Genomic DNA, 26,913 nt, shown 5'->3' with positions numbered 1-26,913 from the left:
ACCACCGAGTGCACCGCACCCAGCCGCGCCGAGGCGAGCATCGCGATCGCGGCCTCGGGCACCATCGGCATGTAGATCACGACGCGGTCCCCGGGCCCGACGCCCAGCTCGCGCAGCACCCCGGCGAAGACGGCGACCTCGTCGCGCAGCTGGGAGTAGGTGTAGGTGCGCTGCGTGCCGGTCACCGGCGAGTCGTAGATCAACGCAGCCTGCTCGCCCCGGCCGGCGTCGACGTGGCGGTCCAGCGCGTTGTGCGCCACGTTGATCTCCCCGTCGGGGAACCAGCAGTAGAAGGGCGGATCCGAGTCGTCGAGCGCCCGCGTGGGCGCCTGCTCCCACTCCAGGGCCTGCGCTGCCTCCAGCCAGAACCCCTCCCGGTCATCCACGCTCGCCCGATAGAGATCGCCAAACGTTCCCATTCAGCCACTCCTCACGCAGTCGATTCCTCCCCAGCTCCACAGGCTGGGAGGGCATGCGCGACTGGATCGCACATGCCCTCCCGAACGCAGAAGTCCCTGGCCGCCCTGGGCGACACCTCCTGTCACCGGGACCGCTACGGTTGCGGTGACAGCCCGCTGTCCCGGCCTCGTCCTTCGGACGCGAGGAGTCCTAGTGCCCGGCGCAGTCGATCAGGCGAGGCAGAACCCCGCATCGATCTTCATCTCCAGACCTGTGACGTACCGCGCCTCGTCGGAGGCGAGGAAGAGCACCGCATTGCTGACGTCGTTCGAGTCGATCCACGGCGTCGGCATGGGATTCAAGGTCGCGAAGACCGCGGATGCCTCGTCCCGGCTCGGGTTCTCGGCTCCTGGCAGGAACATGGAGTTCGTCGCGGGGTTGTGGATCATCGGGCTGTCGACGATGCTGGGGTTGATCGTGTTCACCCGGATCTTCTCGGGAGCGAGCTCCAGCGCCATCGACCGCATCAGCCCGATCACCCCGGCCTTCGCCGCGACGTAGTGCGGCAGGTAGGCCATCGCGCGGATGCCGAGGGCCGAACTGGTCAGGATGATCGCGCCACCTGCTCCACCTGCTCCACCGGCCCGCAGGTGCGGGACCGCGGCGCGCGCGGTGTAGTAGGCACCGCTCAGACTGACGTCGATCATGTCGCGCCAGGCGCTCTCGGCGAGCTGGTCGGTCGGTCCCGCCGACAGGATCCCCGCGTTGGCCACGACGATGTCCAACCGGCCGAGCTCCCCGACCCCGACGTCGAGCGCGGTGCGCACCGCGCCCGGATCGCGCACGTCGGCCTGGGCGGTGACGACCCGCCGGTCGAGCGCCTCGACCTGCCGGGCGGTCTCCTTCAGGTCCGCCTCGCTCCCCAGGCGGTAGTCCACCGAGTCGATCCCCTGGCAGAGATCGACCGCTATGATGTCCGCGCCCTCCTGCGCCAGACGCAGCGCGTGCGCCCGGCCCTGCCCCCGGGCGGCACCGGTCACGAATGCGACCTTGCCCTGTACCCGACCACTCATGTCGTCCTCCTCCTGGACTGCCGAGAGATCATCCCTGCGCCTCAGACCTTGTTGACGAAACCGGCGTCGACCGTGAGGGTTGTGCCGGTGATGTAGCGGCCCTCGTCCGAGCAGAGGTACAGCACCGCATTGCTGACGTCCTGCACGTCGAGCAGATCGACTGGCATCGGGTTCGCGATGTGCGAGCCCAGGTGGGGGTTGTGCTCCAGGAACGCGGCCATCGAGGCCGCAGTGATCATCGGGGTCTCCACGCCGGTCGGGTGGATGGAGTTGACACGGATGGAGTGCGCCGCGACCTCGTTCGCGTAGGACCGCATCAGCCCGACGAGCGCGTGCTTCGAAGCGACGTAGCCGAGCGCGGCGCGGGAGGTCCCGAGGATCCCCCGCAGGCCCGCCGTGGAGCTGATCAGGACGACCGAGCCTCCCGCCCCGCGCTCGACCATCGCTGGGACCGTCGCCTGCAGGGTGTGGAACACTCCGGTCAGGTTGATGTCGATGGTGTCCTGCCAGGCGGAACGGGGCTCGTCGACGTTGAACAACGCCACCCCCGCGTTCGGGATGACGATGTCGATCGGCCCGATCTCGGCGATCCCCTGTCGGGCCGCCTCGGCGAGGGCGTCTTCATCCCTGACATCGGCCTGGAACGTCGCCGCTCGACGACCGAGGGCCTCGATCTGCTTGGCCGTATCGGCCAGATCGGACTGCGTGCTGAGCGGGTAGGGCGCGGATTCGACCTGCTGACACAGATCGACCGCGATGATGTCCGCCCCCTCCTCGGCCAGGCGTACCGCATGGTTGCGGCCCTGACCTCGAGCGGCGCCGGTGATGAAGGCGACCTTGCCTTCGACTCGTCCCATGAGGTGTTCTCCGTGTTCTCTGCGGCATTGCAAAGCAAGGTCGGCGCACGGCTTGTCGGCCGGTCGCCTTCGGTCTCGGCGCCGGGAGGTCCGAGACCGGGTCGAGTCACTGATGTCGGCGTTCGGGTGAGGCGGTGACGGCACGCCGCGGACCTGGCGGACCGCGGGGGCGCCGGGTGGATCAGGCGTGGGTCAGGAACCGCTCGATCTGCGCGGCGATGGTCTCGGGGTGCTGCTGGTGGGGGCCGTGACCGGCCTGGGGGTACATCGCGAGCTGCGCGTTCGGAAGCTCCCGGAACAGCAGCCACTGGTTCTTCGCCGGGAAGAAGTTGTCCTGGTCCCCGGACACGATCAGCACGGGGTGCTCGATCTCCTTGAGCCGCTCGAAGTGCTTGGTCTCCCCGGTGATGAACGAGACCGCGGCCTTCTGCAGCGCCTCGATGCCCTCAGGGGGGACGATCGGCTCTCGGTCCTTCCGCACGGCGACTCGATCGATGTACGCCTGCGTCTCCTCCTCCCGCCCCTCCGCGAAGAACAGGTAGCGGACGTCCTCGAAGGTGTACTCGGGGTGCAGGGCGATCGGGAAGACGATGTCGGTCGGTGGGTCCATCTCCGAGCTCCCACCCCCGGCGCTGCCGATCAGGACCACCTTCCGCACGAGGTCCGGCTCGGACAGAGCCATCTCTTGGCAGGAGAAACCGCCCATCGAGAAGCCGAGCACATCGACCGTGTCGAGACCCAGCGCCCGGACGAATGCGACCGCGTTGCGCGCCTTGTCCTCGACGTTGTCGGCGAACTCCCCGGTCGACGTCCCGATGCCCGCATCGCTGAACAGGATGACGTCCCGGGTCGCCGCCAGCGCGTCGACGAAGGCCGGGTCCCAGTCGTCGAGGGTTCCCCGGAACCGGTGCAGGAACAGCACCGGCGTGGGGTCGGCGGGCTGGTCGGGACCCAGACGTCGGTACGCGAAGCGCACTCCCCCGGTCTCGACGTACCGGGTCTTCACCTCGTCCGCCCGGAAGGGCCCGCTGACAGAAGAGCTCATGACACACCTCATCGAGTGAAGAACGGAACACAGGGGCGCAGCCCGACGCCGGCCGCGAACACCGCTCGACCGCGCGGGAAAGGCTCCTGATCTGTGCTGTTGGGTTCGGACAGAGCCTAGGCCCAGTGGCTACCGTCATGCAACCAACTACGACTGAATTCCATCATGGAAGCGACTCTTAAGGGGGTCGCTCGGGACACACGACTTCTCAGGACACCCGCGTGCGGCTCTGATCTTCCCTGCGGGCCAGCACGGCGCGCAGTTGGTCACTCGCCGTCGGCCCGGGCAGGAACGTCGTGTGCTCCTCGTCGAGCGGGTGGCCGGTCTTCCGGTCGATGTAGACCGGGTCCATCTCCTCCCCCGTCTCGTCCATCACCAGCCGCACGTTCGGTTGCTCGGGCGGACAGAACTGGCCGCCCCACTGGTAGAGCGCGATCAGGACCGGCCGGAACGCCCGGCCCGCCTCCGTCAGGACATACTCGTCACGCGGCGGCCGCTCGCTGTAGCGGCGCCGCTCCAGGAGCCCGGCGTGCACGAGCGCGCCCAGCCGCCGCGACAGTGAGTTGGGCGATATCCCCAGGCTCCGCTGGAACTCGTCGAACTTCGTGATCCCGTGAGTCGCATCGCGCAGGATGAGGATGCTCCACCACTCGCCGACGCGCTCGAGGGCCAACGCCACCGGGCAGTCCATGTCCTGGAAGCTTTTGCGCTCCATGGAACAGACGATACGTCGTCGTCGAGAATCCGGAGTCGACGCGATGCGCCGGTCAGGCGTTGACGTCCACCACGGTGCGTCCCCGCACCCGGCCCGCCAACACCTGCACCGCCGTCTCGGCCGCCCTCTCGAGCGGGACCGTCGTGGTCATCTCCTCGAGCAGTCCGGTGTCGAGCTGCTCGGCCAGCAGTGCCCACGCCGAGTCCCGCGCGTCGGCCGGAGCATTCACCGAGTCGATCCCCGCCAAGGTCACGCCCCGCAGGATGAACGGGGCCACCGACCCCGGCAGATCGAGCCCCTGCGCCAGCCCGCAGTTGGCGACCGTCCCACCGTAGGAGACCCGTCGCAGGACGTTCACCAAGGTGTGGCTGCCGACGGTGTCCGCTCCGCCCGCCCACCGCTCCGAACCCAACGCACCGGCCGCCGGCTCCGACAGCGTCGCACGATCGATCACCTCGGCCGCGCCGAGCTGACGGAGGTACTTCTCCTCCTCGAGTCTCCCGGTCGAGGCGTGGACCTCGAACCCGAGCGACGCCAGCAGGGCGATCGCCACCGAACCGACCCCACCCGCGGCGCCGGTCACGACGAGCGGCCCCTGCTCCGGGGACACTCCGTTGTACTGCAGAGCTCGCACACTCAGCGCGGCGGTGTAGCCGGCGGTGCCGATCGCCATCGCCTGCCAGGTCGAGAACCGCTCCGGGACGCGGGTGAGCCACCCGTGCGGGACCCGGGCTCGGGTGGCGAACCCGCCGTTGTGCGACGCGGCCAGGCCCCAACCGGTCACGACGACGCGGTCCCCCTCCGCATAGCCGGAGCCCGCCGCCGCCTCCGTCACCGAACCCGCCAGGTCGATGCCTCCGACCACCGGGAACGTCTCGATCACCGGAACGGCACCTGTGACCACCAGGCCGTCCTTGAAGTTCACGGCCGAGAAGTCCACGGCCACCGTGACGTCCCCCTCGCCCAGCTGATCCTCGGGAAGCTCGACGAGCTGTGCTCGCTGCCCGTCGTCGTCCTTGATGATCTGCACCGCTCGTACGGTCATACTACTACCTCCTCGACAGTCACTTCCACGACGATAGTGACAGGCACGAGGCGAATGCGCCCCGGGGTACCGCCGACATCTTCGGACGGCACCGATGGCGCCGCCGCGTGGGCGGTCGAGTACGCGTCATCGGGCCGCGAGGCGACCGCACAAGCGGGCGGAGCGACGCCTGCCCCACGGCAGGCGGCAGCCCAGGCGTCGAGCACGGCACCGTGACCGACTCCAACGGAGTAGCGGCAGCGGGTCTCGCGTTGAAGCTTGATCGGACCTTGATCAGATCACGTGGATGCAGGTGGACTCGTCGGAGGCAGGAACACCGGGAGGTGAGCGGCGTCCTCGAACTCCCCCGACCGCTTGAAGCAGCAGGGTCATTGCTGCTGCTCACACAGGCACGTCCGGCCAGCGGGACTGCCCAGGGCAGTCCCGTTCCTCTCCGACCCTCCAACATGCTGCCAAGATCAATTTCGGTCGCTTGGCGGCGGAGGACGAAATCGGCTGGGATCGGGGTGCGGCGGCCGTGCGTGGTACTCGCGGCAGCGGCGCAAATTCCAAGGTGGGCTCCTCGATCCGCAGCGGCGAGGTGCCGGTAGCCGTTGCCGGTCGCACACCACCTCGGTGGAGGCCACTGGGGCCGAGGGTGAGTGCGGACGAGCGATCGTATCCCTGACGCGATCCTGGCCCAGCTCCGTGCACGCTCGGCCGCTACGTGGCGCGATCTGCGACAACCTCTCGCCGTCTCCGGACGCCACCCTGGCACGCGACGACTGACGAGTGGAGGGCATGTGCAGGTACGGGGAGCGGTTGCGCTGGTGACCGGGGGTGTGTCCGGGCTCGGGCTCGCGACGGCCGAGAAACTGGTGGGCGAAGGAGCGCGGGTCGTGCTGGTCGACCTGCCGTCCTCGCCCGGCTCGGCGGTCGCCGAGAAGCTGGGACCGGAGGCGACGTTCGCCGCGGCGGACGTGCGTGATCCGGCAGCCGTCGGGGCGGCGGTCGACACGGCCCGGGAGCTCGGCCCGTTGCGGGTCGCGGTCAACTACGCCGGCATGGGCGCCCCGGCGCGCACGCTGGGTCGGACCGGGCCCCTGGAACTGGGGCGCTTCGCTCGCGTCGTGGAGATCAACCTGGTCGGTACGTTCAACGTCATCCGGCTGGCCGCGGAGGCGATGGCCGCAACCGAGGCCGAGGACGGCGAGCGGGGAGTCATCGTCAACACCGCGTCCGTCGCGGCCTACGACGGGCAGATCGGGCAGGCCTCCTACTCGGCCTCGAAGGGCGGCGTCGTCGGCATGACCCTGCCGATCGCACGTGATCTGGCCCGCGACCTGATCCGCGTGGTGACGGTGGCGCCGGGCATGTTCGCGACCCCGATCCTGCAGGGGCTGTCGGACGAGGCACGGGCCTCGTTGGAGGCGCAGGTGCCGCACCCGTCGAGGCTCGGTGAGCCGTCGGAGTACGCCGATCTGGTGGCACACATCGTCGCGAACCCCATGCTCAACGGCGAGACGATCCGGCTGGACGGCGCGATCCGGATGGCGCCCCGATGAGCCGCCGCACCGCACTCGTCACCGGGGCCTCCCGCGGCATCGGCGCCCTCATCGCCCAGCGCCTCGCCGCCGACGGCTGGGACCTCACCCTGTCCGCCCGCTCGGCCGGCCCGCTCGAGGCGCTCGGCGGCCGTCTGTCCGCCGAGCACGGCATCACCGCCCGGGCCGTACCCGCCGACATGGCGGCCGAGGACGACGTGGTCGCGCTCGCCGACGCGCACGGCCGGGCCAGTGACCGGCTCGACGCGCTCGTCCTCAACGCGGGCATGGGGTCGATCGGCCCGCTCGCGGAGTTCCCGGCCCGCCGGCTCGACAAGCTCTACACGGTGAACGTGCGGTCGGCCTACGTCCTGACGCAGCGTCTGCTCCCCGTGCTCCGCAAGACCGCCGGCGGCGACGTCGGGACGGCCAAGGTCATCGCGGTGTCCTCCCTCACCGGGGTCGCCGGGGAACCACTGAACTCCGCCTACGGAGCGAGCAAGGCCGCGCTGACCTCGCTCTGCGAGACGCTGAACACCGAGGAGTCCCACGGCGGCGTCACGGCGACGGCGGTGTGCGTACGAGCGCAGCTCCCCGCCTCCGCCATCGCTGAGCGACGAGCTCGGCCTCGGCCAACGCCGAGCGCACCGAGGCCGACCGCCGCCCGACGTGCCGGCGGGCCACAGCGCGCGCGGTCCGTTCGTCCTCACCGCCCCGATCTCCTCCGCCCGACACGCGTCGCCGGGCGCTCGCGAGCACGTTGTCGGCCTGACCCCTGCTCGGCGTGCCGACCCCACGTGCGACCCCGCCGGACCTCGCCGAGTACAACGAGGTGATCGCCTTCTCCGGCACCTACTACGCCGAGCTGCCGCGACTCGGGGCCATCCTCGGCACGTGGCATGATGCCGTCCCCCAACATCGTGGCCGCCGCACTCGCCCGGCGTACCGAGCGGTCGCAGATCCTGGTGCTGGGCAACGCGCTCCACGTCCGCGACGCCCTCGGAGTTCCCGGGCCGCCCGGGGCCCGACCTCGGCCCGGAAATGCGGAATGACCTCCTGGGCCCCTAGGGGAGATGCTCCAGCACCAGCTGACCAGCAGCACCGCAACCGTCTGCGTCGCGGACGCCGCATACGCCGAGCGGATCGTGCAGATCGCCCCCTCGGTCCCCCGGCTGGAGCACCTCTACGTCCGGGGGCGCCCGTCCCCGATCATCGGCCCGGCGTCCCGGGACTTCGCCGTGCTCCTGGCCGCGGACCTCGAGACCGATCCGGACCTCGACGTGGACCACGACAGCACCGCCGGGATCATCTTCACCTCGGGCACCACCGGCCCGTCGAAGGGTGTGCTGCTCAGCCACCATTATCTCGCCGCCTACGGGACGATGTACGCGGACATCAACGGTCTGCGCTCCGACGACGTCCTGCTCAACTTCCTGCCCTTCTTCCACGGCGGAGCGAAGTTCCTCACCATCGCCACCTTGGTCTGCGGCGGCCGGATGCGCCTGCTCCCCCGCCTGAGCATCAGCACCTTCCTCGACGAGGTCACCCACCACGGCGTCACGAACTTCGTGGCCGTTTGGTCTGCGACAACTACGCCACCCACAGGACGCCGGCGATCAAGACCTGGCTGGCCGCGCACCCGCGGTTCCACCTGCACTTCACCCCGACCTCGGCCAGCTGGCTCAACCTCGTGGAACGCTGGTTCGCGGAGTTGACCAACCGCAAACTGCGCCGCTCGGCCCACCGCAGCGTCACGGCCCTCGAAGACGACGTCGACGCCTGGATCGCCGCATGGAACACCGACCCGAGACCGTTCGTGTGGACCAAGACCGCCGACGAGATCTTCGACAGCCTCGCCCACTACTGCACTCGGATCAGTAAAACAACTAACGACTCAGGACACTAGTTGTTCACCTCCGGGTGCATGTCGATCACGCAGCCGTCCGCGAGCTCGACGACATACATCCCAGCGACCGGACGAACCTCGGTCCATCGCCCGGTCTGCGTGGCGAAGAAGCCGGTCAGATCGGCGAAGTACGAGAGGTCGTCCGCGGCCTGGCGCATCACCCCCAGCACGGGCTCGCGCTGCTCCCCCGGCGGTCGGCTGCCCCCTCGTCCGGAGGGCCGTCTGCCGAGCTCCGCCACGGAGCGGAAAGCCGTAGCGAGACGAGCCGGGTGCCCGGACGGTGCGCGACGGGTCCGGGAACGCCGGAGCCGACGAGCAGCAGGTCCCGCGACCGAGGGTCACCCCGGGCTCAGCGAGGTCGAGCCCGCCGGACACCACGAACACCAGGCCGGCGTCCGCCCGGAGGAGGTCCGCAGCGTCGTCCCCGTCGCCGAGCACCGCCGTGGCGATGCCCACGACCGGCAGCAGGTCCCGACCGACCGGCGGGTCCTCGCCCCGGGCCCGGCGGCGGTAGCCTTCACCACCGATGTAGGCTCCGAGCCTGCTGTGGGCACGTTGAGCGGCGCAGTGATTCCGCCGGCGACCCGGATGGCGCTCACCAGATCATCCGGCCGGCGTCGACCGGGATCAACGCGCCGGTGACGAACCGCGCCTCGTCCGAGACCAGCCACGCGACGGCGTCGGCGATGATCGACGGGGGCCGCTCGCGGGTCCCTCCGAGCACGATGCGGGGGCCCTCGCCGAAGACGTAGGGGTAGTACTCGATGGACTTCTCGATGTTCCCACCGTCGCGGATCGGGGTGTCCACCGAGCCAGGGTTCACCGTGTTCACCCGGATCTCGTGCGGGCCCAGTTCGTGAGCCAGCACCTTCATCAGCATCTGCATTCCGCTCTTGGCCGCGCAGTAGGCGACGGCGCCCGGTTGCGGCACAACGGCGTTGACCGAGGAGGTGAACACGACCGAGCCGCCCCGACGCCCCTCGATGATTTTGGGCACGAACGCCTTCTGGACCTTCCAGGCCCCGGTCAGCAACACGTCGAGGCTCTCCTGCCAGGACTCCTCCGGCAGCTCCCAGCTGTTGCGGTCCACGGTCCAGATGCCGTGGTTGACGACCAGCACGTCCACCCGGCCGAACTCGGCCATCGCGGTGTCGGCGAGCGCGGTCAACGCTGGGAGGTCCCGCGCGTCCACCTTCTCGATCAGACACCGGCGGTCCAGCGCCTCGACCTGCGCGGCGGTCTCCTCGAGCTCCGCCATCGTGGCCGCGGGGGCCCGCGTGTAGGTGAACCCGTCGCAGATGTCGAAGGCGACGATGTTCGCGCCCTCCTGGGCCAGCCGCACCGCGTGGGCGCGGCCCTGGCCGCGGGCGGCGCCGGACACCACAGCGACCTTGCAGTCGAGTCGTCCCACGAGGCGCTCAGCTCCCCTCGGCGGCGCGCTCGGCGCCGATGATCACGAACAGCACGAGCGCGGGCTCGTCGGACCGGTTCTCCCAGGCGTGCCGGGTGCCTCGCTGGACGACGAAGCTGCCGGGCTGCAGCAGGTCCTCCGCCCCGTCGTCGAGCTTGAGGTACAGCTCGCCTTCGACGACGAAGGCGTAGTCGACGGTGTCAGTGGTGTGAAAGGCGGGGTCCTCCGGGTCCGCGGCGTGTGCGTCGAACAGGCCGGGAAACTTCTCCTCCGCGTCCGCCCGCATAGCAGCCAGCACCTCGGGATCGGTCGCCCCTCCCGCCCCGGCACCCGCGGCCTGCCGGGGCGCGAACCGGACGGCGATCACGCGCGTCCCCCCGGGCTGCGGGAAGAAGGGCGTGTGCACCGGCGGCAGGTCGCCCCCAACCTGGGGCGTGCCGTCCGGGGTGCCCCAGACCAGCCAGTACGTGGCGCCGGGGTAGAGCTGGGCCTCGGTCGGCGGGACGATGCCGGTGTCGGTGAAGATCGACCGGCCCTTCCCGTCGTGGCCGGCCACGTGCCGGCGCATCTGCTCGATCATCGTCACTCCTCGACTGGCGGCGCTTCGGCGCGCCGCGGGATGGCGGAAAGGATCACCCCGCGGTCGCCGAACCCCTGGCGTCCATGGCCTCCGCGAAGAAGGGCTGGTGCGACAGCATCCCGCCGTCCACCGTGATCGTCTGGGCCGTGATGTAGCGCGCGGCGGGCGAGCCGAGGAAGCACACCAGCTCGGCGATGTCGTCCGGTGCGCCCGCGTAGGGCAGCAGCACGTGGCGCAGCAGCTTCGCGAGGCCGTCGCCGTCGGCGTGCAGGGCGGCGGACTGAGCGGTCTGGATCAGTCCCGGGCGGATCGCGTTGCAGCGCACGCCCTGCTTGCCGTAGGCCGTGGCGACGTAGCGGGTGAGCGCTTCGACGCCCGCCTTCGAGGCACCATAGGCCGCGAGGTCGAGCGCGCCGCCGACCGCGCGGGTGGACGACATGTTGACGATCGACCCGCCGCCGCCCGCGATCAGGTGGGGGACGGCGTACTTGCACCCCAGCATCACGCCGCGCAGGTTGAGCTCGAGGATCCGGTCCCAGTGGTCCGGCTCGATCTCCGCTGCCGCGGTGTCGCCCGCGTAGAGGTGCGTTCCCGCGGCGTTGTTGTGCACGATGTCCAGCCGGCCCCACTTGGCGACCGTGTCGGCGAACAGCGCTTCGAACGAGGCCGGCTCCCGCGCGTCGAACTGCGCGTAGCGGGCGGTGCCGCCCGCGGCCCGGATCACGTCGGAGACCCGCTCGCCCGCATCCACGGAGATGTCCGCGACGACCACGCGGGCCCCTCGCCCGGCCAGCATCTCGGCGGTGCGCGACCCGATTCCGCCACCCGCTCCCGTCACCACCGCGACGAGGCCCTGCACGACGCTCACCCATAGCCTCCTCGATGAAGCCACCTGTTTGTAGCCGAAACTGGCGCCAACCTTTCAGCCAGTCGAGCGCTTGTCAAGAAGCGCGAGCACGGCCCGGAGCTGCACGACCGGGTCCCCACCCGCGAACCGCAGCACGACGTGCCGGGCCCCCGCCTCGACGTAGCGGTCGAGGTGGGCGAGCACGTCCGCCGCAGTTCCCGCGCAATGGTCCTCCAGCGTGCGGATCGCCTCCCACGGCGCCCGGTAGTAATCCTCCTGCGCGGTCTGCAGGCGCTGGCCTGCCCGGGCCGGGTCGGCGTCGACGGCGACCGTCAGATAGACGGCGGGGACGGTGACGGCCGGCCCGCCCGCGCGGACCGTGGCCAACCCGGCGGCGTACTCCTCCGGCGAGCGGCCCACGGGCAGCCAGCCCTCGCCCGCCGCGCCGGCGAGGGCCAGTGCACGCGGACCGCGCACCCCCCACCAGATCGGTGGCCCCCCGGAACGGACCGGTTTCGGGTAGAGGTCGACGTTGCGGAACCGCCAGCGACCGTCCGACTCCACCGGCCCCTCGCCCCAGAGCTCCCGGCACAGCCCGACGATCTCGGCGAGCCTGCTCAGCCGGTCCTCCACGGGCACCCCGAGCGCGGCGAACTCCTTGCGCGCCAGCCCGTACCCCGGCCCCGGCCCGACACCGAGGACCAGCCGTCCCGCCGCGAGCCGGTCGACCGTCGCAACGACCCTGGCCAGCGGCAACGGGTGCCACATCGGCGCCAGCAGCACCGCCGTGCCGAGGGTGACCGTGCGCGTCGCCGTGGCCACCGCGGCGAGCAGCGCGAGCGGGTCGAACCTCGGACGGGCGAACAACGAGTCGCCCACTCAGACCGAGTCGACCCCCGCGCACTCCGCCTCGACCGCCGTCGCGACGACCCGTTCCACCTCGCCGGACGCCGCGTACTCGCGGGTGGGCAGGACCAGACCGAGGGAAAGCCGCGGGGTCACGCCCGGCTCGGCACCAGCGCGGCGGGCACCTCGACGACCTTGCTCGCCAGGTACTCCCCCAGGCCCTTCGCCTGCGGGTCGATCCGTGTGCAGGACGAGACGCCCTCCTCCAGGTAGCCGATCAGGAGGAAGTTCAGAGCGGCGAGGTTCGGCAGTTCGTGGCGCACGATGCGCAGACCGTCGGCCTCCGGCACCAGCTCGGCCAGCCGCTCGGCGGTGAGCTCGCTGCGCAGCCAGGCGTGCACCTCCGGGGTGCGCGCCCACACCCCGAGGTTGGCCACCCCGCCCTTGTCCCCGGACCGGGTCCCCACCAGCTCGCCCAACGGGACCTCGACGGTCGCCCCGGTGGGCACGGCGGGCAGCGACACGGCCACCGGCTCGGGCGGGGTGCCCGGCTCCCAGCCCTCCCAGGCCACCTCCAGCACCTCGCCGTCGACGACCACCCGCGGCTGGATGTGCTTCTTCTCGACCAGGCACGGCCACTGCACGCCGTAGAGGCGCTCCTTCTGCGGCGGGGTGGTCAGGTAGAAGCCCGGAACGTTGTTCGTGCCGAGCTGCACGATCCGGTCGGCGAAGCCCTTGCGGCCCACCTTGGCGCGGTCCGCGTCCCGCGCAGTGATGACGACCCACGCCGAGGCCTGCGACTGGTCACCGCCCACCTCGGCGACCGGGCCGACGACGGTCCACCGGAAGGCGTCGAACTCCTCCGGCGCACCGACGGCCCGCTCGACGGCCCGCTGCAGCCAGGCCAGCTTCTCCGCGACGTGCCGGCCGGTCAGGCCGACGGTGATGCTGTTGCGGTAGCCACCCTCGTAGGTCAGGGAGAGCTTCGTCAGCTCGTTCGGCGCCCGCCCTCGGGTGCCGAACACGGCGACCCGGTCCGTTCCCGCGTCCGCGATGTGGATGGACGCGAGGTCGACGGTGACGTCCGGGTTGAGGTACTCCCGGCCACCGACCTCGTAGAGCAGCTGCGCGGTCACGGTGTTCGTGTCGACCACCCCGCCCGTGCCCGCCGCCTTGGTGACGACGCACCCACCGTCCTCGGCGATCACGGCGATCGGCATGCCCGGCAGTCCCAGGTCCGGGTACTCGTCGAACAGGGCGAAGTTGCCGCCGGTGACCTGACCGCAGCACTCGATGAGGTGCCCGGCCACGACACCGCCCGCCAACCGGTCCCAGTCGTCCCGCGCCCAGCCGAAGCGCCAGGCCGCGGGGCCCACGATCAGCGACGCGTCGGTCATCCGGGGACACACGACGATGTCGGCACCCGCCTGCAGGGCGGCCACGATCGGCCAGGCGCCGAGGTAGGCGTTCGCCGTGAGGATCTCGTGGTCGGCGAGGACGAGGTCGTCCCCGGTGTCGACGTTGCGCAGGGTCGCGTCGGCGCCAAGCAGGGCACCGAGGTCCTCCCGGAGGTCGTCGCCGGTCACCGCGGCGACACCCAAGTCCACCCCCGCTCGCGCACAGGCCTCCCGCACGGCGGTGGCACACCCCTCCGGATCGAGGCCGCCTGCGTTCGTCACCACCTTGACCCCGCCCTCGGCGATGCGCGGGAGGTACCGTTCGAGCTGCTCGACGAAGGCGGCCGCGTATCCCTGGCCGCCGCGGAGCTGGTTCTTGCGCAACACCAGCATCGTCAGCTCGGCGAGGTAGTCACCGGTGAGGACGTCGACCCCGCTGTCGAGCAGCTCGCCCATCCCGTCGGGCCGATCCCCGTGGTACGCGGAGAACTGTCCCACCCGGATAGTATTGGCTGCAATATTGGCGCCCATGCTGCGACTGTCGCACCCGACGCCCCCTCCGTCAAGGCCGGAATTGTCTCCGAGATCGGCTCCACGGTGCTGACAGTCGCGGCCGGGACGTTTAGTCAGGAATCGAATCCGGGGCCGCAGCGAAGCGCCGCACACGGCGGTCGTGGCCGAGATCCGCGCCCACGGCCAGGTCCGCGGCGAGCACTCCGGTCGGACCCGGCTGGTGCTCACCGTGACCGGGAGGCGCACCGGACGCCCCGGGCGGTCCCGATGTCCTACCTGGTCGTGGACGGGCAGCTGGTCGTGGTCGCCTCGCGGGGCGGCGCGGACGAACACCCCCAGTGGTACCTGAACCTGCAGGCGCACCCGGAGGTGACGGTCGAGATGAACGGCCGGCGCTTCGCGGCGACCGCCGGCCGACCAGTGGGGCCGACCGCGCCGCGGTGTTCGCGGCGATCACACGGGTCGTCCCGCACTTCGCGCGCTACCAGGCGCGGACTTCCCGGGAGCTGCCCGTCGTCGAACTGGTCGGCGCCGTCCTCGACGCCGCCGAGCTCGCGACGTCGGTGCCCACGGCGCCTTGCTGCCGGCGGTGCGGCTTCCGTCGAGGGTCAGGGTGATCCGCTGACGAACCCCCAACTCGGGGCCGAGCACGAACACGATCGCCTTGGCGATGTCCACCGGGGTGGCCTTGCGCCTCATGCGTTCGCTGGACCCGGAACCCTTGCGCGGCCCGCGAGACGGCGGCCACCGCAGCGGCGCACCCGTTCCGCGATGTCGCCGCCGATCCCTTGGATCCGCCGGTCACCCAGCATGGTCACGTCTCCTCACCTGCTCCCAGAGCACACCCTTGATCTGGTGGCGCAGCGAAACTGCGGCGATGCGCCAGCCGTCCGGGGTGCGCCGGAACTCGTCCCCGCTACCACCCGAATCCGGTGGTCCCCCGGGCCGTCGAGGCGGCGTCCGCGACGCTGAAGCTGTGCAACGCCCAGTGCCCGACGGCGGTGTCCGCCGTGGGGAACTCGATGTCCTCGTTGTGTCCGTGGTGCACGGTGGCCCGGCCACCGATCCGTCCCGGATCGCCGCCACCACCACGACCGCGCCCTGATGTCGACCGATCTGCGGGTGGTCCAGCAGCACGTCCTCGGTGAACTGCGCACGCAACCTGGCCCAGTCCCGGGTGTCCATGGTGCGCAGGTAGCGGCTCTTGAGCCCCGACACCGCGACGCGATCCTCGAATCCTCCGGCGGTCATCGAGGCCCGAGGCCGTCGACGAAATCCCGGATGGCGGCGGTTACCTCGGCCGGATGGCTGAGGTTCGCCGCGTGCGGGGCGCCGTCGATCACGACGAGACCGCGGCAGTCCGGCACCCCCTCGGCGACAGCGCGGGCCCGCTCGAGCGGTGTGGACACGTCCGCCGACCCGTGGATGACGAGGACCGGCGGAACGATCTCGCCCAGCCGTGGAGTGAAGTCCTCGCGCGCCACGAGGGTGCGCACCGCCTCCCGGTACCCGACCGGATCGGCCTTACGCCACCGTGCCTTCCATGCCTCGTGGTCCACCCCGGGACCGAGGATGATGCCGGCGACGTAGGCGAGGGTCTCCTCGTCCGCGCCGTGCTCCACCCAGTCCTCGGCCAGCCGTGTGAAGCGTGCGGCGCCGTCTCCCGCCAACGTCCCGGCCTGGCTGTCGAGGAACACCAGGCCGCTGAAACGTTCGGGGGCGAGCACGGCCGCCCGCTGGCCGAGCAGCCCGCCCTGGCTCATCCCGACGTGCACCACTCGGTCCAGGCCGAGGTGGTCCAGCAGGGCCAGCAGGTCCCGCGCCGAGTCCCAGAAGTCGAACGGTCCGGACGACCTCGTCTCGCCGTGCCCACGTTCGTCCCACACGACGCAGCGGTGGTCCGCGGCCAACGCCTTCACCTGTGGCGCGAACATCTCCCGGTCCATGAACAGTCCGTGGCTGAACACGATCGCCGGTCCTCCCGAGCCCACGTCGTCATATGCGAGTCGGATGCCGCTGCCGAGCTCGACGACGCTCACGACCGCTCCTGACGAGCCGCCGACCCGAGGTCACAGCACACCGCGAGGTTCGGGCCGACCCCCGACCTGTGAGGCCACGAGTGACACCACGCAGGGTCGCAGGCGACGGGGATCAGCTCCATTGTCGGGTCCTCCAGTGGACGGGCCCCGCGACATGACGACGAGGCAAAGCCGCGTGAGCGAGACATGGAGACTATATTGGAGACGATCTCGCGGCAAGAGACGCTGGGGTTCCGCCGGAGAAGCCGGATCAGCGCAGGATCGGCAGCAGACGGTTGAGCGACACCTGACGGTGGGCGCGCCACAGATCGGCAAGCAGAGCACCGTCGCCGGCGCGGAGGGCATCGAGCATCGCGTCGTGCTCCTCAGCGAGCACGGCGCTGTCGCTGAGCACGCTCACCGACAGAGCCCGGTAGGCGATGGACATCCGCCAGATCCGGCTGATCTCCGCCACCAGCAGGCGCTGACCGGACAGGTCCAGGATCGCCGCGTGGAATCGATCGTTTTCGCGGATCATCCGGTCCACGTCCGCGCCGGCCCTGCGAATCGCCTCGTTGATCGCGACCAGCTCGGCCAGTTCGTCGTCGGTAGGCACCGACAGTTTGCTCAGGACCGCCGTCTCCAGCAAGTCCCTGGCCAAGTACAACTGGTTCATTTCGTCCGCGCTGAACTGCGTGACGAAGTACCCGCGGTTGCGCTCGTAGGCGACCACGCCGTCCGCCTGCAGGATCTGCAGAGCTTCCCGGATCGGGCCGCGGCTGATGCCGATCTGCTGCGCGAGGTCCTCCTGACGGACCTGCTGACCGGGCACGAGCCGGCGCTGCATGACCAGGTCCCGGACGGCGGCCGCCGCGCGCTGCACCGCACCCGCCTCGTCGGTGGCCGGCGCGCTCCCCCTGCTCGCAGTCATGACTGCGATGGTATCCGCAGGTGGTCACGCCATCATGGAAGGCCGCGCGGCCACCGCGGACCGCCTCCGCACGTGGTAGAGCCACGGCCTCGTCGAGCATCGCCTGAACCCCTTCAAGGTATGTCCCGCCTTGCGGCAGGATGCTCTCCCGTTCGACCACCGGGCCTCGCTCGCGATTGCGGTCGAGCGAGTCGGTGGGCGCGGTCAGGGTCGGGGCTCGGAGCAGATCAGCTCGGCTGCAGTGGAGACCCCACCCGAGAAGCCGGCGCCCGCGGGCGGGCCCCATGAGGCAGCCGCCGCCCTGCAGCATCACGACAAACCCGTGCTCCGCGTCGGCGCCGAGGCCCCCGGCCCCGATCGTCCGCACACTCGCGCTCGTGCCCTCGTCCGCCCGCATTCCCTCCGCGATGGGGAGACACGGGCGAGCAGTCGCTCGTAGCCGGCCCGCTTGTCCGCGATCGTCGGCCGCGAGACCGTCGCCATGCTGGTGAACAGGGCGAGCGCCCACGCAAGCGGATCGATCCCCGCAGTCGTCACGACACTGTGAAGGTGTTGAAGTAGCCGGCGGTGAGTCCGCCGTCGACCGGCAGCACCGCGCCGGAGATGTAGCTCGCGGCATCGGAGAGCAGGAACAACACCGCGCTCGCCTGATCCTCCGGGGTGGCCAGCCGCGGCATCGGGATCTTCCCGAGGAAGTTGCGGGCGATGGAGTCGTCGTCGTGGATCGTGCGCAGCAGCGCGGTGTCGACGACCCCGGGGGCGACGACATTCGCCCGCACGCCCCCGGGCCCCCACTCGAGAGCCAACGACTTCACCAGGCCGACGACGCCGTGCTTGGAGGCGACGTAGTGGGTCCGGTCGACGTGGCCGCCGAGGGAGTCGGTGGAACCGATCGCGACGAACGAACCCCGCCCCCGCTCCAGCATCACCGCACCAGTGGCCGCGGCAGTCGTGAACATCCCGACCAGGTTGACGTCGATGACGTCCGCGAACTCGCGGGAGGTCATGGAGACGGCCCGTTTGGGCCGGGAGATCCCGGCCGCGGCGACGACGCCGTGGATCGGGCCGAGCTCCTCCTCCACCCGGGCCACGACCGCGACGATCTCCTTCTCCTCGCAGACATCCACGGGGTACCCCGCGGCGATCGCGCCCCCCGCCTGCAGCTCGTCGATGGTGCGGGCGACTGCGTCCGCGTCGGCGTCGAGAACGGCGACGCAAGCCCCGCCCGCCGCGGCCAACCTCACCGTGGCCCGGCCGATTCCCGAGGCTCCGCCCGTCACCAGCACCGTGCGGCCGTCCAGGCCGAAGTTCACCATCCGTCGTCTCTCCGTCCTCGTGCCGAGCCGGGTGAGCGGCCGCCGGGCGACCGCTGATCGGCGCCAAACCTGGAGCCGATCGTTGGACGCTAGGTGGGGACCCAGAGCCTGTCAACGCGTCGGCTCGGGTGGGACGATTCAGCGAGCGCCCGTCGGCACCCCGAGGTCACGGTGCGGATCGGTCGCCCGGAGCTTCGGCAGCACCTGGTCCACATAGGTGTCCAGCGACCGCTGGGCCACCTCGTGGGGCATGCCGCCGAAGCAGAAGAGGTTCACCACGCCGCCGGCGTCGAGGGCGCGGACCCGCTCGACTGTCTGTTCCACGAGCTCGAACAGCGGCAACGGCCGGGCGTCGACGCCGCGCTGTGCGGGATCCTGGCCGGTGTCCTGGTGCCGGACTTCGGCTGGCGGTCGATCTTCCTGGTCGGGGCCGTGCTGTCGGTGTCCCGGGTGGCCAACGCGGAAGCGACGACGAACGACGTCGTCACGTCGAGGGTGAAGCATCCCGACCGCTCCGCGACCGGGTCCGGAGCGTCATGGGCCGGGCCCGGCTCCGGCCGGTGGTAGAGGACGGTCATCCACTGGGTACCGACCCGTCGCAGCCCGTCGGCGCGATAGGTCTCGGCGAACCGCACGAAACGCCCGGGGCCCACCGCTGTGCGCCGCAGCTCGGAGACGTACTCCACGACGCTCTCGGCGTGCAGGGACTCCCCCACCGTGACCGACCGGTCGTACTCCTGGACGAGGTCGGTCGCGAGAATGCCGGTCAATCCGTCCGCGGCGCGCAGCCGCCCGAGCTCCCCGCCCGCACCGTCCCATCGGCTGGCTGTCGCCGTGGCCGCGTAGCCAGGCATGGTCCACACGGGGAGCATGGCCCGCGGCGCGAACGGGCGGGGGTCCGGACCGCCGACGACGTCGAGCCAGTCCTCGATCCTCGCCTCGGCCACCCCTGCGGGCGAGCGCAGCCGCCCGGCAGGGCCGGTCCGGGAACCCACGAACTCGCGCCAGGGATCGGTGCGGGTTCCAGGGTGGGACGCGCCGTCCATCATCGGGCCACCTCTTCGTCGAGGACTCGGCCGCGCCATCATCGCGAGGACGTCGCGGCCACTCCATCGGACCGAACAGTCCGCTGCCGGCACGGCTGAACCTGCAGCTCAGCGCCGCGATGTCGTCAACGGAACATTGCCCGCCCGGTCAGCCGCTGGCGGCGCGCCCGGGACATCGAGGGCCATGATCACCTCTCGGGATCTGGCTGGTGCCCTCGTCGATGCGGAACAGTCGCGCGTCCCGGAAGGCACCCGGTCACGACGACCACACCCGATCGCCCTGCCTCGGCTCCGTTCTCAAACCGACAGTATGTTTCTAGACCAGGTGAGTTTCGCACCGAGGCGACGGGGCCTGAGTTCCTATGATGGCCGCGTGAACTCGGACGACACGGTGCAGCCCGGCGGGGGAAGGCCGCGACGAGAACGGTTCAAGTCGGCCCGCACTCGGGCCCGCATCCTCGAGGCCGCGGCGACGCTGCTGAGCGAACGCGGCTATGCGGCGACGCGGATCGGGGACGTGGCCGAACTCGCCGAGATGCAGGGCCCCGCGCTGTACTACTACTTCGCCTCCCGGGACGAACTCATCGAGGAGGTCATCGCGACGGGGCAACGCGGTGTGGTGGCGCATGTCACCGCGGCGCTCGACGGCGCGGCCCACGACCCACTGGACCGGATCCTCGCCGCGGTCGCGGCGCACCTCGAGTACGTCCTGACGACGTCGGCCTTCGCCTCGGCGTCGATCCGGAACTTCGCCCAGCTGCCGGAGGAGGTCCAGCAGCGGCAGGTGCGGTTCCGGCAGGCGTACGGCGACATCTGGCGCGCGCTGTTCCGCGAGGCCGAGCGGGTCGGCGATCTTGACCCGGTGCTCGACGTGCACGCCGCCCGGATGCTGGTCATCGGGGCTTTGAACTGGACCTGCGAGTGGTGGGATCCCGGGAAGGGCTCGCTCGACGATCTCGTGTCCGCGGCTCGCCGGTTCGTGCGGGACGCCCTGACCGGGCGGTCGGTGGCGGCGCCGGCGGCGCTCACCGGCGGCGATCGCGGACCCGACGAGCGGGAGGGGGAGACCGAGCGGAAGTCGGTGCGCAGCAGGCGTCGGATACTCGCCGCCGCCGCGCGGGTCCTCAGTGCCCGCGGGTACTCCGGCACCCGCCTGTCCGACGTCGCGGAGGCCGCGGACATGCAGGCGGCCAGCATCTACTACCACTTCGCCTCCCGGGACGAGCTGATCGAGGAGGTCGTCCGGGACGGTGTGCGCCGCACGGATGCGCACGTCCGCGCGGCTCTGGGCGCCATGCCGCCCGACGCCTCGCCGCTGGATCGGCTCGATCAGGCAGTTACCGCTCACCTGTCCTTCTGCCTGAGTTCCCCGGACGTCACGGTGGCCACCATCCGCAACGCCGGCCAACTACCCGCGGACATCGCCCGCAGGCAACGCGAAGCCGAGGCCGAGTACGGCGCGGTGTGGCGCGAGCTGATCGCAGGCGTGGTGAACGCGGGCGGGCCGGCTGCGGCCACGGATCCGCGGATCACCCGGATGCTGATACTCGGGGCGCTCAACCAGACCGCGGAATGGTCCGACCGCGACCGCAGTCCCGAGCCCATCGTGCGGACGGCGCGGGCGATGGTGCGCAACGCGCTGGGCCGGGGGACAGCCGCGGCGGCCCCCTTGGCACCGCTGTTCCGGTCCCCCGCCGCCGGCTGACGTCAGAAGACCTCCGGGATGGGGATGGCCACGTCGCGAAACGTGTCGACGGCCCGAAGCTTGGGCAGAACCTGCTCGGTGTACACGTCGGCGTTGCGCCGCGCCACGTCGGCGGGCATCCCACCGAAGCTCAGCACGTTGACCACGCCGCCGGCGTCCAACGCGCGTACCCGCTCGACCGTCTCCTCGACGAGTGCGTCGGGCGTGCCGCCCATCTGCAGGTCCGCGAGGAACCGGTTGAACTGTGTCAGGCCGTGCTTCTCGATGTTGCGGCGCAGGCCCGCGTAGTACTCGTAGCCGTTGACGTGCTCCAGCCGGGGGTTCGTGAACTCGTAGTGGTCGATGGTGGATCGGGCGTATGCCATGGCGTACTGCTCGTGGAGGTCACGGGCCCGTCCGGCGTCCGGGTCGACGGTGGTGAAGTTGACGAGGACCGGCTGGGGCGGCTCGTGTCCGTTGATCTCACGGAACAGCTCTCGGTAAGCCGCCGTCTCCTCCATCGTGGTCTTCCAGGGCTTCTGGGCGATCAGCATCAGGCCGTACCCCAACGTCGCCATGATCTTCGCCGACTCCGGCGAGACCGCAGACGCGTACGTCCGCCCGCGGAACGTCGTGACCGCGGGCGGGTGCAACTCCGCCCGGGGCTGCCTGTACAGGTCCCCGTCGAACTTGATCGCCCCCGTCTCCAGCGACTCCGAGATCGCCGTTGCGTACTCCACGAAACGCTGACGCGACTCCCCCATCTCCAGCCGGAAGTTGTCGAACTCGATGGAGCCCAGCCCGCGACCCAGGCCCATCACCACCCGGCCACCGGACACCGAGTCCAACCAGGCGATCTCCTCGGCCACCCGGACCGGGTCGTGCCAGGGCAGCACCATCACCATCGTGCCCAACCGGGCCCGCGTGGTGCGCCCGGCCATGTAGGTCAGGAACTGCGCCGGGTTCGGCATCATGTGATACCGCGTGAAGTGGTGCTCGGCCGTCCAGATGGACTCGAACCCGCGCTGCTCCGCCTCATCCGCGAGGGCGAGCTGGTCCCGGAGCACGGCGTGATCGTCGCGCCCCGGTTCCAGCCCCTGGAAGAACACACCCATTCCGACGTGCACGACGACCTCCCCAACCCGTTTCTATGTGGAATTTCTAGCACAGCATCGAAAAGAGGTCGACCCCGCGGTTCAGGACGAGGACTGCGCGGCGAGGTCCACCGCGGCCTGGTCGCCGGCGAAGTCGAACACGGCGTCGGCGCCCCGCCCGCGGGTCAGCTCGAGAACCGCGGCGGTCGTGTCCTCTCCGGCGAGCAGGGCGACATCCGCACCGTGCCGCTCCGCCGAGGCCAGCCGCTCCTTGCGGACGTCCACCGCGACGATGCGCGCCGCCGTCGTCGCCCGCAGGATCTGGACGGCGACGTGGCCGAGCCCGCCGACCCCGACCACGAGCGCGGTCGCGTCCGGTCGGAGGCGGTCGGCGGCGCTGCGGATCGCGTGCATCGGGGTCATCCCGGCGTCTGCCAGCGGCGCGGCGAGGACCGGGTCCAGGTCCCCGATGGGGACGACGTGCCGGGCCGGGACCCGCACGTACTCGGCCATCCCACCGTCGGGCCCGAGGCCCGGACACAGCGGCTGGGCGACCCGTCCCGAGGCTTCGCAGACGTTCTCCTCCCCCGCGACGCAGGAGCGGCAGGTGCCGCAGGACCAGCAGAGGTAGACGACGACCCCCGTCCCCTCCGCCGGCCCGGTGGCCGGGTCGACGGCGGCGCCGGTCTCGACGATCGTGCCTGCGATCTCGTGGCCCAGGGTCAGCGGCGTCGGGAACGGCAGCTCGGGCATGTGTGTGACGTGCACGTCCGAGTGGCAGATCCCCGCGCCGCCGACGCGCAGGAGCACGTCCTCGGGGCCGACTCGCGGCACCGGGACCTCCACGACCTCGACCCGTGTCGGCTCGACCAACCGGACCGCCCTCATCCCGACACCACCTTCCGGTAGGCGTCGACGACCGGGGCGAGCTCGTCCGGGGTCGCGCCGTGCATGAGGACGCCGGTGGCGCCCTGGTCCAGCTGGGCCCGGACGGCGCGGGCGCACTGCTCGGCGGTGCCGTACGCGGCCGTGCCCGTCCACTCGTCGGGCAGGATCGACGCGATGTGCTCTAGCTGGTCCGCCGTGGCGACCTGGTCGATCACCTCCCGCCCGAACGAGGCCACGACCGTGTCGGACCGGAACCGCGCCAGCACGGCCGGGTCCCATCCGTTGGCCTTCACCAGGCCCTCGCCGTAGCCGGGGAGCTGCAAGTAGGTGGCGAGGCGTGCGGTGACCTTCTTCAGCAGCGCGTCCGGCGCCACGTCGCCGCAGACGGTCGCGTAGACCGACCAGATCTCGATCGCGCCCGGATCGCGCCCGGCCTGCTCCGCCGCCCGGCGGATGTCCGCCGCACAGCGTTGGACGGCCTCGTCGGTGAAGAACGTGTGCAGCACGACCTGGTCGAACGCCCGACCGGCGAGCGCGCAGGTCTTCGGCCCCCAGGCCGTGAGCCCGAGCCTGACGTCCTCGTCGAACGAGGCGTCCAGCAGGCGCAGCACGTCGTAGCGGCCCGCGGGCCCGTCGTGCCCGACGATCGTCTCGCCGTGCCAGAGCCGACGCATGAGACCGGCGAAGTCCTCGAGCTGGGCGATGGTCGCGACCGGCAGGCCGAGCATGTCCATCAGCGGCTTGATCCCGCGCCCGAGCCCCAGGGTGAACCGGCCGCCGGTGAGCCGGTGCATGGTGGTGGCGTAGGAGCCGGTGATCACCGGGTGCCGGGTCGAGTGGTTCGTCGCCGCGGTGGCGATCGCGATCGACTCCGAGACCGCTCCGGCGGCGCCGGACAGGCTTGCCGCCTCCTTGACGTTCCAGCGCTCCCCGATGAACGCCGCCCCGAGCCCGATCTCCTCGGCCCGGCGGATCTCGTGCACGAGCTCCCGCGGCGACTCGGCGTGTCCGGCGAGGGTGTAGAACCCCAGCTCGGGGAGCTGCGGCTTGCTGCCGGGGGTGTCCATCAGCCCTCCAACAGCGCGAGTGCACCGCAGTCGTCGATGTGCGCCGCGTGGCGCGCCGCCATCGTGGTGAACATGGCGTCCGCCTCAGGCGAGCGCTCGGTACCGACCGACGCCACGACCGAGATGACGAACCCGGCGAGCGAGTTGACCTTGTACTCCGCGAGGCACTGCTCCCACGGGTAGTCGGAGACACCGCCGCGCACCAGCGCGTCGTGGTAGCCCTGCAGCAGGTCCTGCTCGTGCTCCCGGCGCAGCTCGGTGGTCAGGCTCGCGCCGATGAAGTAGCTCGCGTCGACCGGCCCGGAGGCCAGCGTCACGCTCTGCCAGTCGACGACCGCGACGGGAACCTGTCCACCGCCCGCGTCGAAGAGCAGGTTGTCCAGCCGGAAGTCGCTGTGCCATAGGCATCGCGGCTCGGCGAGGTGCTCCACCCACCGGCTCGCGGCACCCCCGGCGAGGCCCTCGGCCACCGCCCCGGTCGTGTCGTCGACAAGCTCGGCGTACCGCTCGCGGAACACCTGCTGGGCCTGTGGGAGCCCCGCACACATCTGTCGCCAGACCGTGACGCCGCTGGTCAACCATTCGTGGCCGGACAGCGCCGGATCACGCCAGGAGCCGGCGTGCAGCGCGGCCGCCTGCTCGAGAGCCGCGGCGGCCCGCTCGACGTCGCAGCCGGTGAGCTGCGAGGCCTCCGCCGCGGGGGTCAGGTCCTCCAGCAGCAGGCAGAACTCCTGCCCGTCCGCGGAGACGGAGGCGTGGTAGCACTCGGGCGTCCTGACCGGCAGGTCGCCCGCGATCTGTGAGTAGAAGGCCACCTCGCGGCTGTAGCAGCCGAGCGAGGCCGCGAAGGCGCGGCTCGCCTCGTCCACGGCGGGGACCTTGGCGACGATCCGGCGTGACACCTCGCTGCCACCGGTGTGCTCGACGTCCAGGAGGTAGGTGGCGCCGAGCTGACCGGAGCCGATCCGGGTCGCGGACACCGAGGTCACACAGTCGTCGCCCGCGAGCCGGTTCGAGGCGCGTAGGGCGTCGGTCAGCCAGGCCGGGGTGATGTCGTCGGGGCGGGCGACCTGCACGGAGGGGGCGGACATGGTTCTCCTTCGTCGGCGGTGACGGGGGACGGAGGGACTCAGGGTGCGGTGCTCGCGGCCGCCGGCCGGACGGCGAGGTGGCGCTGCAGGAACGCGAGCTGGTGGGCGACGGCCGCCTCGTGCCACGGCCTGCCGGGATAGATGTCGAAATGGTCGCAGGGGTAGTGCCGGACCTCGGACCGCTCCGCGCGTCCGGCCGCCGCCAGGGCGGGGGCAGGCGGGGCGCTCTGGTCGAGATCGGCGATCTGCACCAGCAGCGGCCCGGTGATCCGACGAGCCGCGCGGCCGGGGCGATAGGTGGGCAACCGGAGGAAGGCGCGCGCCGCGACCTCATTGCGCCAGGTCGGGCCGGCGATGGCCGTGTACCCGTCGTAGGCGCCCGGCGCGGTGAGGGCCGAGAGGGTGCCCGGCGCCCCTGCGAGCGGAACGGTGGAGGGAGGCTTCCCGACCGCGGAGCCCACGACGTCCCGCAGGCCGGCGACGGTGGTGCGCAGAGCCCCGGCGACTCCCTCTCGGCGGAGGATGGCCAGCGCCGCGGCGACGCCGTCGGTGAGCGGGGTGAGCGCGATCGTGGCCGCGATCCGCGGGTCCGCGGCGGCGATCTCGAACACGTGGCCGCCCGCGAACGACACCCCCCACACCACGATGCGGTCGGGGTCCACGCCCGCCAGCCCGCGGGCGGTGGCCACGGCGGCGCGGTAGTCGGCAAGCTGCGCAACGACGTCTGCCACCTGCCGGGGCTCCCCCGCGCTGGCACCGAAGCCGCGGTAGTCGAAGGCCAGGACGTCCAGGCCCGCGGCGGCGAGCCGCTCGGCGAAGCCCTCGAGCCCGGTGTCCCGGGTAGCACCGAAGCCGTGCGCCATCACCACGCACGGACAGCCCGAAGGGCCAGCGAAGGCGGGTCCCACGCCGGGGTAGTGCCAGGCCGCGCAGGCCACGCCCTGGGAGTCGAAGGTCAGGTCGCTGCGAGTCACGAGGTCGATCCCGTCGTCGGGCCGTAGAGCGCGGCGGTCCAGACGGCGACCAGCGCGTCGAGGGCGCTGGCGATCCGGGCCGGGCCCGCGCCGGTACGGCTGAGGCGTTCGAAGGTGCGTTCGTTGGCCGCGAGGAGGATCGCGACCAGGTCGGCGGCGGGTGGGCCGGGCGGGGCGAGGCCCGCCGCTCGGTGCGCGTCGACCCGGGTGGCGATCGGCGCGACGAACCGGTCGATCCAGGCGTCCCACAGCTCGCGGACGGCCGGGTCACCGCCACGGGCGTCGAGCATGGCCAGGATGAGTCCCTGGTGGTCCCGCCAGGACTCCCAGGCCGACCGCATGGCCTGTCGCACCCCGTCCGCCGGGTCGCCGGCCGCGTCGAGCAGGCCGACCGCGCCGCCCACCATCTCCGAGAACACGTCACCGAGCAGAGCGGTCACGACCGCGCCTTTGCTGGCGAAGTAGAAGTAGAAGCCGGAGCGGGCGACACCCGCCGCGGAGGCGATGTCCCCCACGGAGATCTCGGCGAGCGACCGCTCCCGGAGCAGGTCCTCGGTGGCGGCCAGGATGAGCAGCCTGCGCTCCTCCCCGACCGGCCGGCGCCTGCGGCGCTCGGGGAGCTGGGGCAAGGGGGTGACCTCACCCAT

General features: G+C 71.3%; 28 protein-coding genes and 3 pseudogenes. 6 read left to right on the top strand and 25 right to left on the bottom strand.

Translation table 11 applies throughout. From position 1 onward, the window contains the following. The 6 genes from AB0B41_RS10810 to AB0B41_RS10785 form a co-directional block, all read right to left on the bottom strand. A partial coding sequence (locus AB0B41_RS10810; protein WP_358201417.1) for an acetyl-coenzyme A synthetase N-terminal domain-containing protein occupies positions 1 to 419 on the bottom strand: 419 nt, incomplete at its 3' end. 210 nt (positions 420 to 629) lie between these two features. After that, positions 630 to 1,472 (bottom strand): mycofactocin-coupled SDR family oxidoreductase, encoded by an 843-nt coding sequence (locus tag AB0B41_RS10805; RefSeq protein ID WP_358201414.1) that lies wholly within the window; start codon positions 1,470 to 1,472, stop codon positions 630 to 632. Positions 1,473 to 1,513: 41 nt separating this feature from the next. Next, positions 1,514 to 2,473 carry a mycofactocin-coupled SDR family oxidoreductase gene (locus AB0B41_RS10800; protein ID WP_358201412.1) on the bottom strand — a complete coding sequence of 320 codons (960 nt, stop codon included), beginning with the start codon at positions 2,471 to 2,473 and terminating at the stop codon, positions 1,514 to 1,516. A gap of 37 nt (positions 2,474 to 2,510) precedes the next feature. After that, positions 2,511 to 3,374, bottom strand: coding sequence for an alpha/beta hydrolase (locus AB0B41_RS10795; RefSeq protein WP_358201409.1), 864 nt, complete (start codon positions 3,372 to 3,374; stop codon positions 2,511 to 2,513). 208 nt (positions 3,375 to 3,582) lie between these two features. Next, complete coding sequence (locus AB0B41_RS10790; protein WP_358201407.1) at positions 3,583 to 4,089, bottom strand: helix-turn-helix domain-containing protein; 507 nt, start codon at positions 4,087 to 4,089, stop codon at positions 3,583 to 3,585. A 52-nt stretch (positions 4,090 to 4,141) separates the two neighbouring features. Further along, positions 4,142 to 5,134, bottom strand: a complete 993-nt coding sequence (locus AB0B41_RS10785; RefSeq protein ID WP_358201405.1) for an MDR family oxidoreductase — start codon at positions 5,132 to 5,134, stop codon at positions 4,142 to 4,144. Positions 5,135 to 5,916: 782 nt separating this feature from the next. On the opposite strand from AB0B41_RS10785, the gene AB0B41_RS10780 reads away from it, so the two are divergent. The 4 genes and pseudogenes from AB0B41_RS10780 to AB0B41_RS10765 form a co-directional block, all read left to right on the top strand. Further along, positions 5,917 to 6,678 (top strand): SDR family NAD(P)-dependent oxidoreductase, encoded by a 762-nt coding sequence (locus AB0B41_RS10780; RefSeq protein ID WP_358201403.1) that lies wholly within the window; start codon positions 5,917 to 5,919, stop codon positions 6,676 to 6,678. Continuing rightward, positions 6,675 to 7,493: an SDR family NAD(P)-dependent oxidoreductase gene (locus AB0B41_RS10775; RefSeq protein ID WP_358201400.1), complete on the top strand. Its 819-nt coding sequence runs from the start codon at positions 6,675 to 6,677 to the stop codon at positions 7,491 to 7,493. The genes AB0B41_RS10780 and AB0B41_RS10775 overlap by 4 nt, the downstream gene beginning before the upstream one ends. A gap of 237 nt (positions 7,494 to 7,730) precedes the next feature. After that, positions 7,731 to 8,174 (top strand): annotated as a pseudogene (locus AB0B41_RS10770) (AMP-binding protein); the annotation flags it as partial. A gap of 59 nt (positions 8,175 to 8,233) precedes the next feature. Continuing rightward, positions 8,234 to 8,563: pseudogene (locus tag AB0B41_RS10765) on the top strand (transposase); the annotation flags it as partial. Here AB0B41_RS10765 and AB0B41_RS10760 read toward each other — a convergent pair. The 7 genes from AB0B41_RS10760 to AB0B41_RS10730 form a co-directional block, all read right to left on the bottom strand. Beyond that, positions 8,560 to 8,733 (bottom strand): hypothetical protein, encoded by a 174-nt coding sequence (locus AB0B41_RS10760; protein ID WP_358201398.1) that lies wholly within the window; start codon positions 8,731 to 8,733, stop codon positions 8,560 to 8,562. The pseudogene AB0B41_RS10765 and the gene AB0B41_RS10760 sit on opposite strands and share 4 nt — an antisense overlap. Positions 8,734 to 9,158: 425 nt before the next feature. Further along, complete coding sequence (locus AB0B41_RS10755) at positions 9,159 to 9,974, bottom strand: mycofactocin-coupled SDR family oxidoreductase (protein ID WP_358201396.1); 816 nt, start codon at positions 9,972 to 9,974, stop codon at positions 9,159 to 9,161. Positions 9,975 to 9,981: 7 nt separating this feature from the next. Further along, positions 9,982 to 10,554, bottom strand: coding sequence for a cupin domain-containing protein (locus AB0B41_RS10750; RefSeq protein ID WP_358201393.1), 573 nt, complete (start codon positions 10,552 to 10,554; stop codon positions 9,982 to 9,984). 52 nt (positions 10,555 to 10,606) lie between these two features. Next, complete coding sequence (locus AB0B41_RS10745) at positions 10,607 to 11,422, bottom strand: SDR family NAD(P)-dependent oxidoreductase (protein WP_358201392.1); 816 nt, start codon at positions 11,420 to 11,422, stop codon at positions 10,607 to 10,609. Positions 11,423 to 11,476: 54 nt separating this feature from the next. Next, positions 11,477 to 12,280, bottom strand: coding sequence for an LLM class flavin-dependent oxidoreductase (locus AB0B41_RS10740; RefSeq protein ID WP_358201389.1), 804 nt, complete (start codon positions 12,278 to 12,280; stop codon positions 11,477 to 11,479). After that, the gene (locus tag AB0B41_RS10735) at positions 12,281 to 12,403 is read right to left on the bottom strand and encodes a hypothetical protein (protein WP_358201388.1); all 123 of its coding nucleotides are present in this window, start codon (positions 12,401 to 12,403) and stop codon (positions 12,281 to 12,283) included. Continuing rightward, positions 12,400 to 14,142: an acyclic terpene utilization AtuA family protein gene (locus AB0B41_RS10730; RefSeq protein WP_358201386.1), complete on the bottom strand. Its 1,743-nt coding sequence runs from the start codon at positions 14,140 to 14,142 to the stop codon at positions 12,400 to 12,402. The genes AB0B41_RS10735 and AB0B41_RS10730 overlap by 4 nt, the downstream gene beginning before the upstream one ends. On the opposite strand from AB0B41_RS10730, the pseudogene AB0B41_RS10725 reads away from it, so the two are divergent. Then, positions 14,119 to 14,565: pseudogene (locus tag AB0B41_RS10725) on the top strand (nitroreductase/quinone reductase family protein); the annotation flags it as partial. The gene AB0B41_RS10730 and the pseudogene AB0B41_RS10725 overlap by 24 nt on opposite strands. A 393-nt stretch (positions 14,566 to 14,958) precedes the next feature. Here AB0B41_RS10725 and AB0B41_RS10720 read toward each other — a convergent pair. From AB0B41_RS10720 to AB0B41_RS10695, 6 genes are all read right to left on the bottom strand, one after another. Further along, a complete protein-coding gene (locus tag AB0B41_RS10720) occupies positions 14,959 to 15,342 on the bottom strand; it encodes a nuclear transport factor 2 family protein (protein ID WP_358201422.1) in 384 nt (127 codons plus the stop codon). 62 nt (positions 15,343 to 15,404) lie between these two features. After that, complete coding sequence (locus AB0B41_RS10715; protein ID WP_358201383.1) at positions 15,405 to 16,196, bottom strand: alpha/beta hydrolase; 792 nt, start codon at positions 16,194 to 16,196, stop codon at positions 15,405 to 15,407. Positions 16,197 to 16,446: 250 nt separating this feature from the next. After that, the gene (locus AB0B41_RS10710; RefSeq protein WP_358201381.1) at positions 16,447 to 17,106 is read right to left on the bottom strand and encodes a GntR family transcriptional regulator; all 660 of its coding nucleotides are present in this window, start codon (positions 17,104 to 17,106) and stop codon (positions 16,447 to 16,449) included. A 533-nt stretch (positions 17,107 to 17,639) separates the two neighbouring features. Then, positions 17,640 to 18,422, bottom strand: a complete 783-nt coding sequence (locus AB0B41_RS10705) for an SDR family NAD(P)-dependent oxidoreductase (protein WP_358201379.1) — start codon at positions 18,420 to 18,422, stop codon at positions 17,640 to 17,642. A gap of 138 nt (positions 18,423 to 18,560) precedes the next feature. Further along, positions 18,561 to 18,746 carry a hypothetical protein gene (locus tag AB0B41_RS10700; protein ID WP_358201376.1) on the bottom strand — a complete coding sequence of 62 codons (186 nt, stop codon included), beginning with the start codon at positions 18,744 to 18,746 and terminating at the stop codon, positions 18,561 to 18,563. Next, positions 18,695 to 19,471: a hypothetical protein gene (locus AB0B41_RS10695; RefSeq protein ID WP_358201374.1), complete on the bottom strand. Its 777-nt coding sequence runs from the start codon at positions 19,469 to 19,471 to the stop codon at positions 18,695 to 18,697. The genes AB0B41_RS10700 and AB0B41_RS10695 overlap by 52 nt, the downstream gene beginning before the upstream one ends. 370 nt (positions 19,472 to 19,841) lie before the next feature. Between AB0B41_RS10695 and AB0B41_RS10690 the strand changes: the two genes are divergently transcribed. Then, the gene (locus tag AB0B41_RS10690) at positions 19,842 to 21,173 is read left to right on the top strand and encodes a TetR family transcriptional regulator (RefSeq protein ID WP_358201372.1); all 1,332 of its coding nucleotides are present in this window, start codon (positions 19,842 to 19,844) and stop codon (positions 21,171 to 21,173) included. A gap of 2 nt (positions 21,174 to 21,175) precedes the next feature. On the opposite strand, the gene AB0B41_RS10685 is transcribed toward AB0B41_RS10690, so the two are convergent. From AB0B41_RS10685 to AB0B41_RS10660, 6 genes are all read right to left on the bottom strand, one after another. Continuing rightward, positions 21,176 to 22,279 carry an LLM class flavin-dependent oxidoreductase gene (locus AB0B41_RS10685; protein WP_358201369.1) on the bottom strand — a complete coding sequence of 368 codons (1,104 nt, stop codon included), beginning with the start codon at positions 22,277 to 22,279 and terminating at the stop codon, positions 21,176 to 21,178. Between the two features lie 69 nt (positions 22,280 to 22,348). Beyond that, positions 22,349 to 23,134 (bottom strand): alcohol dehydrogenase catalytic domain-containing protein, encoded by a 786-nt coding sequence (locus tag AB0B41_RS10680; RefSeq protein WP_358201367.1) that lies wholly within the window; start codon positions 23,132 to 23,134, stop codon positions 22,349 to 22,351. Then, positions 23,131 to 24,201: a TIGR03857 family LLM class F420-dependent oxidoreductase gene (locus AB0B41_RS10675; protein ID WP_358201364.1), complete on the bottom strand. Its 1,071-nt coding sequence runs from the start codon at positions 24,199 to 24,201 to the stop codon at positions 23,131 to 23,133. The genes AB0B41_RS10680 and AB0B41_RS10675 overlap by 4 nt, the downstream gene beginning before the upstream one ends. Next, the gene (locus tag AB0B41_RS10670) at positions 24,201 to 25,292 is read right to left on the bottom strand and encodes a phosphotransferase (RefSeq protein WP_358201362.1); all 1,092 of its coding nucleotides are present in this window, start codon (positions 25,290 to 25,292) and stop codon (positions 24,201 to 24,203) included. Before AB0B41_RS10670 ends, AB0B41_RS10675 begins: the two co-directional genes overlap by 1 nt. Before the next feature lie 38 nt (positions 25,293 to 25,330). Continuing rightward, positions 25,331 to 26,266, bottom strand: coding sequence for an alpha/beta hydrolase (locus AB0B41_RS10665; RefSeq protein ID WP_358201360.1), 936 nt, complete (start codon positions 26,264 to 26,266; stop codon positions 25,331 to 25,333). Next, complete coding sequence (locus AB0B41_RS10660) at positions 26,263 to 26,913, bottom strand: TetR/AcrR family transcriptional regulator (protein WP_358201357.1); 651 nt, start codon at positions 26,911 to 26,913, stop codon at positions 26,263 to 26,265. Before AB0B41_RS10660 ends, AB0B41_RS10665 begins: the two co-directional genes overlap by 4 nt.

Source organism: Pseudonocardia sp. NPDC049154, from assembly GCF_040648315.1.
Taxonomy (GTDB): domain Bacteria; phylum Actinomycetota; class Actinomycetes; order Mycobacteriales; family Pseudonocardiaceae; genus Pseudonocardia.
Note: the sequence above shows the minus strand (reverse complement) of the source record. Positions and strands in the feature narration are given on the sequence as shown.